Origin of the sequence: Pelomonas parva (assembly GCF_043555835.1) — a bacterium.
Lineage (GTDB): Bacteria > Pseudomonadota > Gammaproteobacteria > Burkholderiales > Burkholderiaceae_C > Pelomonas > Pelomonas parva.
On record NZ_JBIGHV010000003.1, the window covers coordinates 178462 to 195417 of the forward strand.

A 16956-nucleotide genomic window follows, 5' to 3' on the forward strand; every position below is an offset into this window, starting at 1 on the left:
TTAGGCTCGACCTTATGCGTTCACTGTTGCTGATGCTGGCCGCACTGCTGCTGACCGGCTGCGCCTCCGGCCCCAAATACACCATCGACGACGGCCGCAAGGTTGACGAGACGCTGCTGGCCGGCATGCGGGCCTATGGCGCCGGCGAGCGGCTGATGCGCCCGGCCATCGCCCGCAGCGCCGCGCTGCAGGACAAGGAATGCGACAAGCAGTGGGAGCTGCCGTTCGCGGTGGCCACCAGTGCCGGCTGGGACGAGAACGACCGCGTGGCCTGGGCGCGGGCGCTGCAGGTGGACGAACGGCTGACCGTCATCGCCGTGACGCAGGACTCGCCGCTGACCGTCGGCACGCGGCTCAACCACATCGCCGGGCAGGCCAGCGACGACGGCGAGAAGCTGCTGGAATGGCTGGCCGAGGCGCGCGACGACGGCAAGCCCTTCACTGTCGGCACGGCGGCGGGCAAGGCGGTGCAGATCAAGCCCTTCGAGGTCTGCCGCGGCTACGCCCGCTTCGCGCCGCCCAACACGCCGCAGATGCAGGACTACCACTGGCTACTCAGCCTGCACCCGCTGGAGGTCATCCAGGCCGAGCCCACGCCCGACGAGGCGCTGTGGCTGGTGCTGTGGACGCAAGGCCTGTCTGAGGAGGGCGGGGCGCGCATGAAGACCTATCACTACGCGCTCAAGATCGCCGGCACGCTCTACAACCTGGCCACGCTGGCCTCGGGCGTCAAGGCCGCCGCGCTGGCCGCCGACGCCGCCATCAGCGCGGCCAAGAGCGCCGCCGCCAACGTGGCCAGCGACTTCCTGAAGCAGCAGCTCATCGAGCAGGGCCGCGCGCTGGCCGCGCAGCGAATCCGCGAGGGCCTGGTCGACGCCGCGCAAAACCTGACCCGCCAACAGGTGCTCAACGTCATGCAGGCGGCGGCCGCCAACCGCGGGTCGCTGTCGGGCATCTCGCGCATCGCCGCCACCAGCTTCGAGCGCGCCGACGCCTGGGCCTTCTCGCGCATGGCCGCCCTCGGCGCGCCGCCGCTGGCGGGCTTCACGCTGCACCAGAAGCTGCTGGAGCGCAGCCTGGCGCAGAACGCACTGCTGTTCGACGCCGACCGCCTGGCGGCGCTGAACAAGGTGGCCGCCGCGCGCGGCTTCGAGCGCGAGATCACCGCCATCCTCGGCGGCTTCCGCCCCGACGCGCTGCTGGCCGAGATCGGCGCCATGCCGCTGGCGTCCGCCCAGGCCAGCTTCTCCTTCGAAAGCGCGGACGACCCCGGCGCCGGCCGCTTCTCGCGCGGGCTGATCGACGCGATGCTGGAAATGCCCGCCGAGAGCGGCGCCCGAAAAAAACAATGACGAAGTTCGCCCTCCTCCTGTGCCTGGCCCTGCTCACAGGCACCGTGGCGCGGGCCCAGACGCCGCCATCACCGGCCGCTTCCTCAGCCTCGGCGCCCGACGCCGCCGCGCGCCCCGAGGCGCCCGCATCCGCCGCACCAGCCGCGTCCCTGTCGTCCATCGATGCCCAGTTGCCGCCGCCACCCGTCGCGCCACCCAGCTGTGCCCAGCTCACCAGCCGGGCGCTGTCGGCCGACCTGAAGGCCGCCACGGCGCAGTCACAGAACCAGCCGCTGCAGACCCTGGTCAAGCTCTACGAGGAGGCCGTGGCCCAGTGGGGTGCGGCCATCGCCACCTGCGACGGCCGCGCCCGCGAGCGCGCCCAGCGCAACCTGGCCGACAGCCAGAAGGCGCACGACGCGCTGGCCGAGAAGCTCCAGTCGGGCAGCCAGTGCGAGCACGCTCACCGCGATGCCACTGCGCTGCAGGAACTCGCGCGCGGCGCGTTCGGCGAGCGCCGCTTCGCCGAGGCCGCCAGCCTCTACCGCAAGGCCGAGGGCATGTGGGAGCTGGCCGCCGAGCAATGCTCCGGCAGCCAGCAGCAGACGGCCCAGGCGCGCCGCGAGCTGAGCGAGATCGACGGCCACAACGCCGAGTTCTGCGCGCCGCCGTTCGAGCGGGCGCGCGAGTTCTCCGGCAAGCTGCGCAACAGCGGCGCCGCGCTGCCGCTGGCCGAGCGCCAGACGCAGAGCCAGATCGGCGAGACGCTGTGGCGCGACACCGCCGCCCAGTGCCGGGGCAACGCCCAGGAGCTGGCGACCAACCACGCCCAGGCGCTGGCACGCGAGCGGGGCACGCCCTGGGTGTCGACGCCGCTGCCCGGCGCACCGCCAACGCCCAAGCCGGCCCCCAAGCCCGCGCCCGCGCCCGCCATCGCCGTGGCCGCTGCGCCCAAGCCGGCGGCCGTTGCACCCGCCATCACCAAGCCCGCAGCGGCCGCCACCGTCGCTGCCGCCACGGCCGCCGTGGCCACCACGCCGCTGCGCCAGGCCACCGCCACGCCCGTCGTGCCGCTGACCACGTCCACCGCACCGCCCACAGCGGCGCCGGCACCCGAGACCAAGCTGTTCGACCGCACGGCCGGCGACACCCGCTACGTGGGCCAGTTCGTGCGCAACGACGACGACACCGTCACCGGCACGGGCCGCGTCGAGTGGAAGAACGGCGACGCCTACGAAGGCCCGCTGACGCGCAGCCAGCGCCACGGCGTCGGCGAGATCCGCTGGGCCAGCGGTCAGCGCTACAAGGGTGAATGGGTCAACGACCGCGCCACCGGGCGCGGCCTGATGGCGTTTGCCAACGGCAACCAGTTCGACGGCACGCTGGTGGACGGCCAGCCCGAGGGCGAGGGCAAGCTGACCTATGCGTCGGGCGACGTCTACACCGGCCAGATCCGCAACGGCCTGCCGCACGGCAAGGGCAGCTATGTCTGGATGAGCGGCCAGCGCTACGAGGGCGACTGGGTGCACGACAAGCCGCAGGGCGTCGGCAAGATGCGCTTCTCCAATGGCAACCAGTACGAAGGCCAGCTCGCCGCCGGCCTGCCGCAGGGCAAGGGCCGCATGATCTTCCCGAGCGGCGACATCTACGAAGGCGAGTTCGACAACGGCAAGGCCAACGGCCAGGGCAAGTACGCCTGGAAGAGCGGTGAGCGCTACGAAGGCGCCTGGGCGCGCGGCCTCAAGCACGGCCACGGCATCTTCCACTGGCCCAGCGGCGACCGCTGGGAGGGCGTGTTCAAGGACGACGAGCGGACCGAGGACGGCCACACGATCCGCAAGGGGCATTGACGCCTGTAGGGCGGGTCGTGACCCGCCGTTGGGTGGCGCCAACCCGTCGACAAATTCCGTAGCCCGCCCCGAAACGGCGGGTCGCGACCCGCCCTACAAGTCAAGCCGCAAGACTCAGCCGGTCCCGGCCGGCATGCTTGGCGATGTACAGCGCCTCGTCGGCCGCCTGCATCAGCGCCTGGGCGCTCAGGTAGGGATGGGCCGGGCTGGCGGCGGCCAGGCCGATGCTGACGGTCAGGCTGCCCTCGCCGTCGGGCAGGCGCAGCGTGCGCAGGTCGTCGCGCAGCAACTCCAGCACGTTCTGCGCCTCGGCCATGCCGAAGCCCGGCAGCAGCGCGACGAATTCCTCGCCGCCCAGGCGGGCGACGACGTCGGTGTCGCGCTTGAAGCGCTCGTCCAGCAGCGCCGCGATGCGTTGCAACGCAGCATCACCGACATCCGCACCGTAGCGCTCGTTGAAGCGCTTGAAGTCGTCCAGGTCGATGACCGCCAGCGCCAGCAGGCCGCGCTGGCGCTGCGCACGCTTGAACTCACGGCGCAGCGCCTCGTCGAAGGCGCGCTGGTTGGCCAGGCCGGTCAGCGCGTCGGTGCGGGCGAGGCTGGCCAGTTCGCGCTGGTTGGCTTCCAGCGCCGTGTGGGCCTGCTCCAGCAGCAGGCGCTGCTGCGACAGCTCGCGCCGCAGCTCGCGGGCGTCCTGGTCCTGCTGCCACAGCGAGCCACGCACGCGGCGCATCGCGTGGCCGATGCGGTCCAGCTCGGCGGCCTGGCCCGGCGTGGGCGCCGCATCCTCGGGCGTCAACGGCAGCGGCGCGGATTCCATCGCCTCGCAGCCGGCCGCCAGGCGGCGCAGCGGGCGCAGCAGCATGGCCTCGATGAGCAGCAGCTGGATGGCGCTGAGCAGCAGCACCATCCAGCCGGCGCGCTCCCAGCCGCCAGCGACCGGCGCGAAGCCGCCCGCGCTCCACGCGAACAAGGCGACCGCGACGGCGGTCGCCAGCGGCACGGCCAGCATCAGCCGCCAGCGCACGGAGCTGAGCCGCCGCGGCATGGCGGGGTCCGAAGGCGGGGCAAGGGATTCGAGGTTCATGGGCGCGCCGGCAAGGCACAAATTGTCACGGCCTCGCCAGCGGCTGTGAGAGTTTCGGGCTCGGGGTTTGTCAGGGGGCGCGCGGCGGCGCCCAAGCTCACGCGGCTTCGCCCGCCGTGTCGGCGATGGTGCGGTTGCGCCCGGCGCGCTTGGCCTCGTAGAGCGCCCGGTCGGCCGCCGACAGCAGCTCGGCGAAGCTCACCGCGCCGGCCGGCAGCATGGCCAGGCCGGCCGACAGCGTCGCGCTGACCGTGCCGCCCTCGGGCGTGATGAAGGGCGCGTCCTGCACCGTCAGGCGGATGCGCTCGGCCACCTCGCGGGCGCCAGCCAGGTCGGTGCGCGGCAGCAGCACGACGAACTCCTCGCCGCCGTAGCGGGCCGCCAAGTCGCCCGTGCGCAGCGAGCGTTGGATGAGGCCGCCGACCTGGCGCAGCACCTCGTCGCCCACCGGGTGGCCGTGGCCGTCGTTGATGGCCTTGAAGTGGTCGATGTCCAGGAACAGGCAGGCCAGCGGGTAGCGGTGGCGCACGGCCTGGCTGAACTCGATGAGGCTGCGGTGGTCGAAGTAGCGGCGGTTGTGCACGCCGGTCAGGCCGTCGGTCATGCCGGCACGGCGCAGGCGCTCGCGGTTGAGCATGCTCTCGATGGCGATGGCTGCGATGGTGGACAGCCGATCCAGGAACTTGGTGCCCGAGGCGGCGTCGTAGCGCTCGGCGTCGTTGGCGCCGAAGTGCAGGCTGCCGATCAGCAGGCCTTGCCGGATCAGCGGCAGCAGCGCGCCCGAGCGCACCGGCGTGCCGTCGCCGAAGGCCTGGGCCAGCAGCGCCTCGCCATGGCCGGGGCCGATGAGGCGGGCCGTGCGCGCGGCGCCGAACAAGTCCTTCAGCGGCAGGTGGTTCTCCAGCAGCCGCGGCGCATGGGCCATGGGCAGGCTGGGCAGCGCGCGGCTGAGTTCGCCGTCGGGGTCCAGCAGCCACAGCTCGGCGGCGTCCAGGCCGAAGTCGGCGCGGCATTCCACCAGCAGCAGGTTGACCAGTTCCTCCATCGACTCGACCGCCATCAGGCGCCGCTCCAGCGCGTCGAAGCGATCGAGCTTGCGCTCGTTGGCCGTGGCGGCTTCGAGCAGGGATTGCAGCTGGCGGCGCAGCTCCTGGACCTGGGCTTGGGTGTCGACAGCGGTCATGTGGCGGCGATTGTGGCGCGTGAAAACCGGCGCGGCTCGCCGGTGATCGGGTCCGTGAAGGCAATCTCGCGGGCGATGAGTTGCAGCGGCGCGTCGAAGCGCGGCGGGTTCTCATGCGGCTGCAGCAGCGGGTAGACGCGGTCGCCGACCAGGGCCAAGCCCAGCGCGTTCATCTGCGCGCGCAGCTGGTGGCGGGCGCCGGTGTGCGGGCGCAGCTCGTAGCGGGCCAGGCCACCGTCCAGTCGCTCGACGAGGGCGATGTGGGTCTCGGCATTGGGCTCGCCGGCGACGACCTGCATCTGCAGGAACTGCTCGGTGTCCGGCTCTTCTAGGCGGTGCCGCACGACGCGTGGCCAGGGGCCTTCGCTCCAGGGCGCGATGGCGTCGTAGACCTTCTCGACCTCGCGCTCGCGGAACAGCCGGTGGTAGGCGTCGCGCTCGGCCGGCTTCAGGCTGAAGACGACCAGGCCGGCCGTCTCGCGGTCCAGCCGGTGCACGGGGATGAGGTCGGCCAGGCCGGTGCGGTGGCGCAGCCGCGCCATCAGCGTCTGCCGGGCGTAGAGGCCGCTGGGCGTGACGGGCAGGAAGTGCGGCTTGTCGGCCACCAACAGGTGCTCGTCCTGGAAGACGATGCGCTCGGCGCCGGGCACGTCGGGCTCCGTGGCCAGGTGGCGCCAGTAGTAGATGCGGCGGTTGGGCTGGTACGCCTCCTGCACCGCGCGGCCATCATCGTCGACGACATCGCCGCGCGCCAGGCGTTCAGCCCAGTCGTCGACACGGGGCAGGCGCTCGGCGAGGAAGGCCGCCGTCGTCGCCCAGGGCCCGGGCGGGCAGAACACGGCGCTGGCGGCCACGCCCTCACGCAGCGGCAGCTCGGGTTTGCGTGGACGACTCACTGGTGCACCCTTCGGCCTGCGGCCTTGCCTGGCCGACGGATCGGCCAGGCGTTCGCCAGGCACGAGATGCCCTCAGGGCATCTCATGTCCGGGCTCACTCCCGCCAGGCGGGAGCGAGCTTGCTTGGGGCGGCCCGGCGCGGCGCTCACTCGATGCGCGGGCCGCCCCGGGCGCGCTCGTCCATGTAGGTGTTGAGGCGCTTCAGGTCGACGGCATCGAACTTGACGCCACGCCACTCGCGCACCCAGGCGGCGCGATCCGGCTCCCGCGCCAGCGCGCGCACGGCGGCGTCGATGGCCTCGATCTGGCGCCGGCCCTCGGGCGTGCGGCTGCAGGAGACGGTGGCCAGCAGCGTGCTGAGGCCCTCGGCCACGGGTAGCGCGACCAGGGCGTCGGGGTCGCCAGCGCGCCGCAGGTGATCCTTGACGACGGCCGGGTAGTCCAGCGTGTAGTCCATGCGGCCGGCGCGCAGCATGTCCAACAACTGGCTGCTGTGCTGGGCGCGCACGGCCTGGCGCGGCACGGCGTGCCCGGCCAGCAGCGGATCGATCTGCGGCCCGAAGGCACGGTCGCGCGCCAGCAGCAGGCGCAGGTCGGGACGCTTGAGCAGGTCCGCCAGTACGACGCGGCCATCCCCCGCAGGGCCCTGCGCGATCTTCGCCATCGCATCGCGCCGCACGATGACGTGGATCTCGCGCGAGACCAGCGACGGGTAGAGGTGGGAGAAGTACAGCCAGCTCAGGCGCTCCGGCGTGCGCACATGCAGCGTGGAGCACAGCGTCTGGCCGCTGCGGCTCAGTGCCTCGTAACGCGTCGTGCTGGCCTCGATGAACGCATGCTGCACGCCGGCCATGCGCGGCAGCAGCACGCGCATGAAGCCATCCACCTCGCCCCGCCCCAGCTCGGCCACGCTGCGCGGCGCATGGCCGTGGATGAAGCTAAAGTGCGGCGACATGTCCTGCGCCACCCAGCGGATAGTGTCGGCCTGCGCGGCCGCCGCTGTCAGCAGGGCCGCGACGGCCCATGCCCAGCGCATGCTCAGTCTCCCTCGACCCACTCCATGCGGGCACCCAGCTCGCCGATGTGCTCGACGAAGTTCGGATGGGCGCGGCGGATGGGCGTCGCGTTCCTGATCACGCTCTTGCCCGGGATGCTGGCCGCCACCATCAGCAGCGCGATGGCCACGCGGATGATGTAGGGGCTTTCCACCTCGGCCGGGCTCAGCGGCTTGCCGCCGAAGGTGATCATGCGGTGCGGGTCGCTCAGGAAGGCATGCGCGCCGAACTTGGCCAGCTCGCTCGTCCAGCCCATCGCGCCGTCATAGATCTTGTTCCAGAACATCACGCTGCCTTCGGCCTTGACGCCGAGCGCGACGAAGATGGGCAGCAGGTCCACCGGCACATAAGGCCACGGCGCAGCTTCCACCTTCTGCAGGATGTTGCGCGTGAACGGCTCCTTGACCTTCAGCGGGCCGTCGGTGACGCAGCGGCTCCAGCCGTCTTCATGAACGATCTGCACGCCGAACTTCGCGAAGGTACGGTCCAGCAGCGGGAACATCTCCGGCGCGCCGTTCTTGACCTGCACGTTGCCGCCGGTGATGGCACCCAGCGCCAGGAAGGTGACGATCTCGTGGAAGTCTTCGGTGAAGGTGTAGTCGGCGCCGCCCAGCTCCTGCACGCCGGTGATCTTCAGCTTCGACGTGCCGTGGCCTTCGATCTTGGCGCCCAGCAGCGACATGAAGTTGCAGAACTCCTGCACATGCGGCTCGCTGGCGGCATTGGTCAGCGTGGACACGCCGTCAGCAAGCGCCGCGCACAACACGAAGTTCTCGGTCGTCGTGACGGAGGCGTAGTCGGTCCAGTGGTCGTTGGCGGAGAGCGGGCGCTTGACGTGCAGCACCAGGCCATCGGGCAGGCGCTCCACGTCGGCGCCGAAGCGCTGGAACACCTCCACATGCGGGTCGATTTCGCGCGCGCCGAGCGTGCAACCCTTGACGTCGTCCTCGATGCGCGCCGCGCCGAAGCGGGCCATCAGACCGGGCACCAGCATGATGGAGGAGCGCATCTCCTCGGGCAGCCGGTCGGTGGCCGGGTCGAAGTGCGTGTCGCGGTGATGGACGTCGAGGATGCCGGTCTTGAAGTCCAGCTCGACCATGGAGCCGAGCTTGCGGAAGACCTCGACGATCTTCTTCACATCGGTGATCTCGGGCACGCCGCGCAGGCGCACAGGCTGCCGGGTCAGCAGCGTCGCGCACAGGATGGGCAGGACGGCGTTCTTGTTGGCCGAGGGGGTGATGCGGCCCGAGAGGGGCGTGCCGCCGTGGACGATCAGGTGGGACATCGAATGAGATTTCAGTGCGCGCAAGCGGCGCGCGGTGGCATTGTCGACGTTTGGGGCGGGGCGCATGCGCCGCCGTCCGGAAGGTTTGCTCCGCGCCGGGGGAATCAATCGTCCGCTGCAGGGTCAAGCCGCTTGGCCCGGTTCAGCCGCCAGGCATCGCCCGGGTCGGTGAAGACCTGCTCCGCCGTCGTGCCCGTCTCCCGGCCGGCGGCATCGATGGCGATGCGCTTGTCGAAGACGTAGCACTCGCCTTCCCAATCGGCCGCCGCGTCGGGAAAGGCTTCGAGAAAGTTCAGGATGCCGCCATCGAGCTGGGCCACTTTCAACCCTCGCTCCTGCATCCACGCCGCCGTCTTCTCGCAGCGGATACCGCCTGTGCAATACATCGCGACGGTCTTGCCCTGCCATTCGTCGCGGTGCGCCTCGACAAAGGCGGGGAAGTCGCGGAAGTGGGGCACGCCGGGGTCGATGGCGCCGCGAAAGCGGCCGAGCTTGAACTCGAACGTGTTGCGGTTGTCGAGCACGACGGTGTCGGGCTCGGCCAGCAGCTCGCGCCAGCGCTGCGGGCTGACGTGGGTGTCGGTCGCGTCACCCTGCACGCCGGGAATGCCGAAGGCGACGATCTCGCGCTTGACCGAGACCTTGAAGCGGCTGAAGGGGCGGCGCTCGCAGGCGTTGTGCTTGAAGTGCAGGTCGGCGAGGCCGGGTTGCGCCTGCAGTTCGTCTTCAAACGTGTGGACCGCCTCGGCCTCACCGGCCACGGCCGCGCTCAGGCCTTCCTCGGCCACCAGCACGACGCCGCCGAGCGCCAGCGCCGCGCCGCGTTCGCGCAGCCATTCAGCAAAGCCGGTCGGGTCCGGCATCGGGGTAAAACGGTAGAAGGAGCTGTGCACAAAGGACATGGGCCGGAATTGTCGACTCTTAAACTCCGCCCCCTATGTCGCGCCTCAAAGTCCTCCCCCAATACCTGATGCCCAAAGCGGCCATGACCCGCCTGGCCGGGCGCATTGCGAGCAAGCCGCGCGGCGGCATGACGACGTCGACGATCCGCCGTTTCGTGGCGCGCTACGGCGTCAACATGGCCGAGGCGGCGGAGCCCAACATCACGGCCTACGCGACCTTCAACGACTTCTTCACCCGCGCGCTGAAGCCCGGCGCCCGGCCGCTGGCGCAGGCACCGCTGATCTGCCCGGTGGACGGCGCGATCAGCCAGGTGGGCCGCATCCAGGGCGACCAGGTGTTCCAGGCCAAGGGCCAGGCGTTCTCGACGACGGCGCTTGTCGGCGGCGACGCGGCGCTCGCCGCCAAGTTCCAGGACGGCCTGTTTGCCAACCTCTACCTCAGCCCCAAGGACTACCACCGCATTCACATGCCCGCCGCCGGGCGCCTCGTGCGCATGGTGCATGTGCCGGGCGCGCTGTTCTCGGTGAACCCGACGACGGCGCGCGGCGTGCCGGGGCTGTTCGCGCGCAACGAGCGCGTCGTCTGCGTGTTCGAGAACGACACGCTGGGTACCTGGGTGCTGGTGCTGGTGGGCGCCACCATCGTCGGCAGCATGACGACCGTCTGGCACGGCCCCGTCAGCCGGCGCGGGCCGGTGCGGGAATGGGACTACGCGCCCGGCCAGGTCACGCTGGCGCAAGGCGACGAGATGGGCCGCTTCCTGCTAGGCTCCACGGTCGTCATGCTGTTCGAGAAGAGCGGCCTGCAGTTCAACGACAGCTGGCAGCCCGGCGGCGCGATCCGCATGGGCGAACTTATGGCGCGCTGACCAGCAGCGCGCCGGCCGCGTCCGCTGCCAGCGGCCGCCCCAGCAGCCAGCCCTGCAGATGCGTGCAACCCAGGCGCTCGGCCTCGCCGGCCTGGGCCTCGGTCTCGACGCCCTCCGCCACGATGGCCAGGCCCAGCGCCTCGGCGACGACGCAGGCCGCGCGCACGACAGCGCCGGCCGACGGCTCGGGCAGGGGCTCGACCATGCTGCGGTCCAGCTTGAGCGTCGAGATGGGCAGGCGGCGCAGCAGCGTCAGCGAGCTCTGGCCGGTGCCGAAGTCATCAAACGCCACGCCCACGCCGGCCTCGCGCAGGCGGGCGAGCTGGGGCAGCACGCGCTCCATGTGCGTCATCGCGGCGGTCTCGGTGATCTCGACCTCCAGCAGCGCCGGCGCCAGGCCGTGGGCCTGCACCAGCGCCAGCACCCAGTCGGCGAAACCGGTGTCCTCGAACTGCAGCGGCGACACGTTGACGGCCACCGGCAGCACGGCCAGGCCCTGCTGCTGCCAGTCGCGCAGCTGGCGCATGGCCTGGCGCACGATGAGCGCGCCAAGCGCGACGATCTGGCCGGTGCGCTCGGCGGCGGGGATGAAGTCTGCCGGGCTGACGCGGCCCTGGCCCGGCCGCTGCCAGCGCACCAGTGCCTCGAAGCCGGCGAGCCGGCGAAGGCCGGCGCCGTACTTGGGCTGGTAATCGAGCTGGAACTCCTCGCGCTCGATGGCCGCAGCCAGCGCCTGCTCGATCTCCAGCAGGTCGCCCGCGCCGGCCGCCATGCCGGCACGGTAGGCGACGACGGCCGCGCCGGCCTGCTGCTTGGCCTGGTGCATGGCGATGTCGGCGGCGCGCAGCAGCGCCGCACCGCTCTCGCCGTGGGCCGGGTAGCGCGCGACGCCGACCGACAGGTGCACGTAGAGCGCCCGGTGCCCCACGGCGAACGGCGCGTTCATCTGCGCCAGCAGGCGCTGGCCGGCCAGCAGCGCGGCAGCGTCGTCGTCAACGCCGGGCTGCAGCAGCAGGAACTGGTCTTCCCCCAGCCGGGCCAGCAGCGCGCCGGGCGGCAGCGCGTCGCCCAGGCGCCGGGCGATGGCCTGCAGCAGCGCGTCGCCGGTCTCGTGGCCCAGGCTTTCGTTGACGAGCTGGAAGCGGTCCACGTCGGCCGACAGCAGCGCGAAGCCGGGGCTGCCGGGCGCGGTCAGCTCGGCAAGGCGGTCCAGCGCGGCATGGCGGTTGGGCAGGTCGGTCAGCTCGTCGTGCAAGGCCTGGCGGCGCAGCGCCTCGATGGCGCGCTGGCGCTCGGTGTCGTCCAGCATCAGCACCAGCAAAGAGGGGTCGCCTTCCCATTCGATGTAGCTGGTGATGCCGCGCAGGTAGACGGCGCTGCCGTCGCGGCGCAGGCGCTCGCCCTCCCAGGCGATGTGGCCACCGCGTTGCGCCATCAGCTGGGCGCAGCGCGCCCGGAAGGCCTCGACGTCGGCGGGCGCCATGCCGGCCTCGATGGGACGCTCGCCGTCCAGGCGAGCAAGACCGAATATCTGCAGCGCGGCCGGGTTGGCATAGACGGCGCGGCCCTCCCGCACGACGATGAGGCCTTGCATGGACTGCTCGTAGAGCTGACGCAGCCGTGCGTTGACCCGCTCGGTTTCGTGGTGGGCGCGGCGCACCGACAGCAGGATGAGGGCCATGGCCAGCGTCATCTGCACATAGGTGCCGGCGACGTGGGTGAGCGTGGAGCGGGCCAGCGGGTCGAGCAGCGGGCCGCTGAGGTGGACGGCGCCCGAGGCAACGAAGCAGCCCGCCACGAAGCGCTCGCTGCGCGAGCCGTCGCGCCACAGCCAGGCCGCCGCCAGCCAGGCACCGCCGGTCAGCACGAAGGCCGCAGCGACGACGCCGTAGCGCTGCTCAAGCAGGGCCAGCGCCAGGATGGCGACGAGCAGCGCGGCAAACACCGGCGCATTGCGCCTCCACCGCCAGGGCTGGCCGCGATAGCGTGCGGCGCCCGCCAGCTGCAGGGCCAGCGAGGCGATGACGCAGGCCGTCGCCACGGTGGCCTGCACGCGGTAAGGCAAGGAGGCCGTGTCCGCCGGCACGAGCGCCACGCCCAGCGTCAGGCCGAGGGCCAGCAGCACGTGGCTCCAGCCCCAGTCGCTGATGTGGGGATGGCCGGGCTCCAGGCGGGCGAGCGCCAGCAGCGTCACGCCCAGCATGGTGATCAAGCTGGTGCTGATCAGGAGCAGACCGGTCATCGCCTCATCCTAGCGATGACCGACCGCGCTGCAACACGGGGTGAAAGTTTCCGGTCAGGTGTGCAAGTCAGCAACACCGGCCGGATGTCACGCTCCCAGGTGCCAGGGCTTGCCTCACCCGCAGGCTGTCACGACGACGGCAGGCGCTGTTCGCTGGCCGCGTCGAAAACGCTGAGCAGGGGCTCGTCGATGTCGAAGGCCAGTTCCTCGCCGGCCGTGACGCGGCGGCCGTCATGCACCAGCACCGAGAAGCCCTGCTCGCCCAGCTTCATCCAGACGACCTGGTGGTTGCCCATGGGCTCGACGAGTTGCACGGTGGCGCGCCAGCGGCCGTCGGCCTGCAGGCGCACATGCTCGGGGCGAACGCCGAGCACGACGTTCTGGCCGGCCTTCACGCGGCCGGCAGCGAGCTGCAGCGGCAATGCGCCTTCAAGCGACTGGCCATCCGCGCCGACCTTGGCCGGCACGAGGTTGATGGCCGGCGCGCCGAGGAAGCCGGCGACGAACAGGTTGACGGGCCGCTCGTAGACCTCGGCCGGCGTGCCGATCTGCTGGATGACGCCGCTCTTCATGACGACGATGCGCGAGGCCAGCGTCATTGCCTCGACCTGGTCGTGCGTCACGTAGACCATGGTGCTGCCCAGCGTCTGGTGCAGCAGCTTCAGCTCGCGGCGCAGCTCGGCGCGCAGCTTGGCGTCGAGGTTGGAGAGCGGCTCGTCGAACAGGAACACACCCGCCTCGCGCACCAGCGCCCGGCCGATGGCGACGCGCTGGCGCTGGCCGCCGGACAGCTGGGCGGGCTTGCGATCCAGCAGCAGCGTGAGCTGCAGCATCTCGGCGGCCTTGGCAACGCGGCGCGCGATCTCGGCCTTGGGCGTGCCGGCCACGCGCAGGCCGAAGCTCATGTTCTTCTCGACCGTCATCGTCGGGTACAGCGCATAGCTCTGGAACACCATGCCGATGCCGCGCTCCGCAGGCTCGGCATCGGTCATGTCCTGGCCGCCGATGTGGATGCGGCCGGCGCTCACGTCGATGAGGCCGGCGATGCTGTGCAGCAGCGTCGACTTGCCGCAGCCCGAGGGACCCAGCAGCACGAGGAACTCGCCCTCGATGACCTGCAGGTCGAGGTTCTTGATGACCTCGTTGTGGCCGAACTTGATGCTCAGGCCTTCGATGTTGACGCCACTCATTTCACTGCCCCGGCGGCGATGCCGCGAACGAACCAACGGCCCGAAATCAGATAGACCAACAGCGGCACTGCCGACGTGAGGATGGTCGCGGCCATGTTGAGGTTGTAGAGACGCTCGCCGGTCGTCGTGTTGATGACGTTGTTGAGCTGCACCGTCATCGGCTGGTTCTCGCGGCCGGCGAAGGTCAGGCCCAGGATGTAGTCGTTCCACACGCCGGTGATCTGCATGATGGCCGCGACGATGAGCATGGGCGTGGACATCGGCAGCACCAGCTGGATGAAGATGCGCCAGAAGCCGCCGCCGTCCACACGCGCCGCCTTGAACAGCTCGGCCGGCAGGCCCGCGTAGTAGTTGCGAAACAGCAGCGTCATGATGGGCATCGCGAACACCAGGTGCACCAGCACGATGCCTGGCAGGCTGCTGTAGATGCCCAGCGCCGCCTCCAGCTTGACGAGCGGATAGATCATCACCTGCAGCGGAATGAAGGCGCCGACCATCAGGATGCCGAACAGCCACTCGCCGCCCTTGGGCTTCCACCAGCTCAGCGCATAGCCGTTGATGGCGCCGAGCAGGATGGGCAGCACGATGGACGGCACGGCGATGGCGACCGAGTTCCAGAAGCCGCCACGCACGCCCTCGCAGCTGACGCCCGTGCAGGCCTCGCTCCACGCGGCGCGCCAGGCGTCCAGCGACGGCGCCGACGGCAGCGCGAAGATCTGGCCGAGGCGGATCTCGTCCATGCTCTTGAACGAGGTCGTCAGCATGACGTACAGCGGCAGCAGGAAGAAGGCTGCAGCGAACAGCAGGAAGGCGTAGATGCCGAAGCGGGCCCACAGCGCACCGGATTTGCGTTTCTTCGCCATCAGTGGCCTCCCTGCGCCTTCTGCCGGCTGCGCACGTAGAACAGCGGTGCGACGAGGGCGAGCACGGTGACCAGCAGCATCACCGCGCCGGCCGAGGCCAGGCCCAGATTGGCGCGGCTGAAGAGGTGGTCCATGATGAACTTGGCCGGCACGTCGCTGGCGATGCCCGGGCCGCCCTGGGTCATGGCCACGACGGTGTCGTAGACCTTCACGACGCCGACGGCCAGCAGCGTGAACACGGTGGCCAGCGTCGGCGCCATCATCGGCAGCACGATGGACAGGTAGACGCGCCAGGCGGGGATGCCGTCCAGCTTGGTGGCCTTCCAGATCTCCTCGTCGATGCCGCGCAGGCCGGCGAGCATCAGCGCCATGACAAGACCTGCCCCCTGCCAGGTGCCGGCGATGACGACGGTGTAGATGACCATGTCCTGGTCGACGATCCAGTCGAACTGGAAGCTGCTCCAGCCCAGCTGCTGCACCGCGTGCTGCAGGCCGCTGTCGGGGTTGAGCACCCACTGCCAGACCAGGCCGGTGGCGACGAAGGACATCGCGTAGGGGTAGAGGAAGGCCGTGCGCAGCACGCCCTCGCCGCGCACCTTCTGGTCGATGAAGACGGCCAGCAGGAAGCCGATGACCATGGCCGCGGTGATGTAGAGCACGCCGTAGATGGCGACGTTCTGGATGGCCAGCATCCAGCGGTCGCTCTCCAGCAGGCGCTCGAACTGCTGGAGACCGACGAAGTCGTCGCGCGGGAAGGTGCGCGAGCTGGACATGGACGTGCGCAGCGTCCACAGCACGGTGCCGATATAGCCGACGCCAACGATGACGGCCAGGGGCAGCAGCGCGCCCCAGGCGGCGAGGGAACGACGCTTCATCGTCAATTCCTCAAGGCGCTGACGATGTCTTTCTGGGTCTTCTCGACCGGCACGTTGCGGTTCCAGAACGCGGTGATGACGTCCTGCAGCGCGCCGTTCTGGTCGGGCGTCAGGTAGATCTCGCCGTTGCCGAGGTGGCGCGACTTGTCCTTCATGGCGGCCAGGCCCATCTGCGCGCAGGCGTCCATCTTGCTGGCGTCCACGTCGGTGCGGATGGGGATGGAGCCCTTCTTCATGCTGAAGGCCACCTGCGTGGCCGGCTGCGTGATGACGCTGGCCAGCAGCTGCTGGGCCTTGATCTGGTCGGGCTTGTTGGTCTTGGGGAAGACCATCACGTCGCCCTGGATGATGTAGGGCGCCTTGGGGCCGAAGCCGGGCGCGCAGCCGTAGTCGCGGCCGTGCTCCTGCTTGGCCTGCGCGAACTCGCCCTTGACCCAGTCACCCATGATCTGCACGCCGCCGCGGCCGTTGATGAGCATGGCGGTGGCGTCGTTCCAGTTGCGGCCGGGCGAGCCCTTGTCGGTGTAGCTTTGCAGGCGCTTGTAGGTGAGCAGCACCTTCTTGAAATCCTCGCTGAGGATGGCCTTGGGGTCGCGGTCGCGGAAGACCTTCAGGTAGAGGTCGCGGCCGCCGAAATGGGCCAGCGTGGCGGTGAAGACGATGCCGTCCTGCCAGGGCTGGCCGCCATGCGCCAGCGGCACGAGGCCGGCGGCCTTGAGCTTGTCCAGCGCGGCGAAGAGTTCGTCGAAGGTCTTGGGCTCCTCGGCGATGCCGGCCTTCTTGAAGGCGGCCTTGGAGAACCAGAACCAGGTCATGTTGTGGATGTTGACCGGCGCGGCGTAGTAGTGGCCCTTGACGCGGATGACATCCAGCACGAGCTGCGGCAGGAACTTGTCCCAACCGTCGCGCTGGGCCACGGCGTCGACGTTGTTCAGGTAGCCCTGGTCGACGATGTCACGGAACTGCTGCGTGGTGTTGAACTGCGCGGCGGTCGGCGGGTTGCCGCCGGCGATGCGGTTGATGGCCACGGAGCGGGCCTGCTCGCCGAGCGCCACCGCCGTGTCCACCCACAGGCCGCCCTGCGCCTTGTAGGCCTCGGCCAGCGTCTTGACGGCAGCGGACTCGCCGCCCGAGGTCCACCAGTGGATGACCTCGGCCTTCAACGGCTGGGCAGCCGCCGGCAGGGCAGCGGCAGTGAGCAAGGCAGCGGCCAGGGCACGGCGGCGTGATGTCATCTTGTCTCCGGTCTTGTGGGTTCGGTGCCGGAGTGTCTCGCAGCCCGACGGAGGCCGCCTGAGCAAGAACCCTGTAATGTTTCGTTTAGAAAT

General features: G+C 70.4%; 14 protein-coding genes. 3 read left to right on the forward strand and 11 right to left on the reverse strand.

The genetic code is table 11. The annotated features are described in order from the left end of the window. Positions 1–14: 14 nt before the first annotated feature. Both ACG00Y_RS08460 and ACG00Y_RS08465 read left to right on the forward strand, forming a co-directional pair. Positions 15–1352: a hypothetical protein gene (locus ACG00Y_RS08460; protein ID WP_394477799.1), complete on the forward strand. Its 1338-nt coding sequence runs from the start codon at positions 15–17 to the stop codon at positions 1350–1352. Further along, on the forward strand, positions 1349–3181 hold the full coding sequence (locus ACG00Y_RS08465; RefSeq protein ID WP_394477801.1) for an MORN repeat-containing protein: 1833 nt from the start codon (positions 1349–1351) through the stop codon (positions 3179–3181). The genes ACG00Y_RS08460 and ACG00Y_RS08465 overlap by 4 nt, the downstream gene beginning before the upstream one ends. A gap of 100 nt (positions 3182–3281) precedes the next feature. On the opposite strand, the gene ACG00Y_RS08470 is transcribed toward ACG00Y_RS08465, so the two are convergent. The 6 genes from ACG00Y_RS08470 to trhO all read right to left on the reverse strand — a co-directional run bounded on the left by ACG00Y_RS08470 (position 3282) and on the right by trhO (position 9589). Beyond that, positions 3282–4229: a GGDEF domain-containing protein gene (locus ACG00Y_RS08470; protein ID WP_394477804.1), complete on the reverse strand. Its 948-nt coding sequence runs from the start codon at positions 4227–4229 to the stop codon at positions 3282–3284. Positions 4230–4365: 136 nt separating this feature from the next. Further along, complete coding sequence (locus tag ACG00Y_RS08475; protein WP_394477806.1) at positions 4366–5451, reverse strand: GGDEF domain-containing protein; 1086 nt, start codon at positions 5449–5451, stop codon at positions 4366–4368. Next, entirely contained in the window at positions 5448–6347 is a 900-nt protein-coding gene (locus tag ACG00Y_RS08480) for a pseudouridine synthase (RefSeq protein ID WP_394477808.1), read from the reverse strand. The genes ACG00Y_RS08475 and ACG00Y_RS08480 overlap by 4 nt, the downstream gene beginning before the upstream one ends. Positions 6348–6492: 145 nt before the next feature. Continuing rightward, entirely contained in the window at positions 6493–7383 is an 891-nt protein-coding gene (locus ACG00Y_RS08485) for a hypothetical protein (RefSeq protein WP_394477810.1), read from the reverse strand. Positions 7384–7385: 2 nt separating this feature from the next. Continuing rightward, positions 7386–8687: a UDP-N-acetylglucosamine 1-carboxyvinyltransferase gene (locus ACG00Y_RS08490; RefSeq protein ID WP_394477812.1), complete on the reverse strand. Its 1302-nt coding sequence runs from the start codon at positions 8685–8687 to the stop codon at positions 7386–7388. A gap of 104 nt (positions 8688–8791) precedes the next feature. Beyond that, entirely contained in the window at positions 8792–9589 is a 798-nt protein-coding gene (gene trhO / locus ACG00Y_RS08495) for an oxygen-dependent tRNA uridine(34) hydroxylase TrhO (protein WP_394477814.1), read from the reverse strand. A 68-nt stretch (positions 9590–9657) separates the two neighbouring features. Between trhO and asd the strand changes: the two genes are divergently transcribed. Continuing rightward, entirely contained in the window at positions 9658–10458 is an 801-nt protein-coding gene (gene asd, locus ACG00Y_RS08500) for an archaetidylserine decarboxylase (protein WP_394477816.1), read from the forward strand. On the opposite strand, the gene ACG00Y_RS08505 is transcribed toward asd, so the two are convergent. The 5 genes from ACG00Y_RS08505 to ACG00Y_RS08525 all read right to left on the reverse strand — a co-directional run bounded on the left by ACG00Y_RS08505 (position 10445) and on the right by ACG00Y_RS08525 (position 16863). Continuing rightward, on the reverse strand, positions 10445–12700 hold the full coding sequence (locus ACG00Y_RS08505) for a putative bifunctional diguanylate cyclase/phosphodiesterase (protein ID WP_394477818.1): 2256 nt from the start codon (positions 12698–12700) through the stop codon (positions 10445–10447). The two genes, asd and ACG00Y_RS08505, sit on opposite strands and share 14 nt — an antisense overlap. Positions 12701–12828: 128 nt before the next feature. Next, positions 12829–13890, reverse strand: coding sequence for an ABC transporter ATP-binding protein (locus ACG00Y_RS08510; protein ID WP_394477820.1), 1062 nt, complete (start codon positions 13888–13890; stop codon positions 12829–12831). Then, positions 13887–14753: a carbohydrate ABC transporter permease gene (locus ACG00Y_RS08515; RefSeq protein WP_394477822.1), complete on the reverse strand. Its 867-nt coding sequence runs from the start codon at positions 14751–14753 to the stop codon at positions 13887–13889. The genes ACG00Y_RS08510 and ACG00Y_RS08515 overlap by 4 nt, the downstream gene beginning before the upstream one ends. Continuing rightward, complete coding sequence (locus ACG00Y_RS08520) at positions 14753–15628, reverse strand: carbohydrate ABC transporter permease (protein ID WP_394477826.1); 876 nt, start codon at positions 15626–15628, stop codon at positions 14753–14755. The genes ACG00Y_RS08515 and ACG00Y_RS08520 overlap by 1 nt, the downstream gene beginning before the upstream one ends. 2 nt (positions 15629–15630) lie before the next feature. Next, positions 15631–16863: an ABC transporter substrate-binding protein gene (locus tag ACG00Y_RS08525; RefSeq protein WP_394477828.1), complete on the reverse strand. Its 1233-nt coding sequence runs from the start codon at positions 16861–16863 to the stop codon at positions 15631–15633. Between the last annotated feature and the right edge of the window lie 93 nt (positions 16864–16956).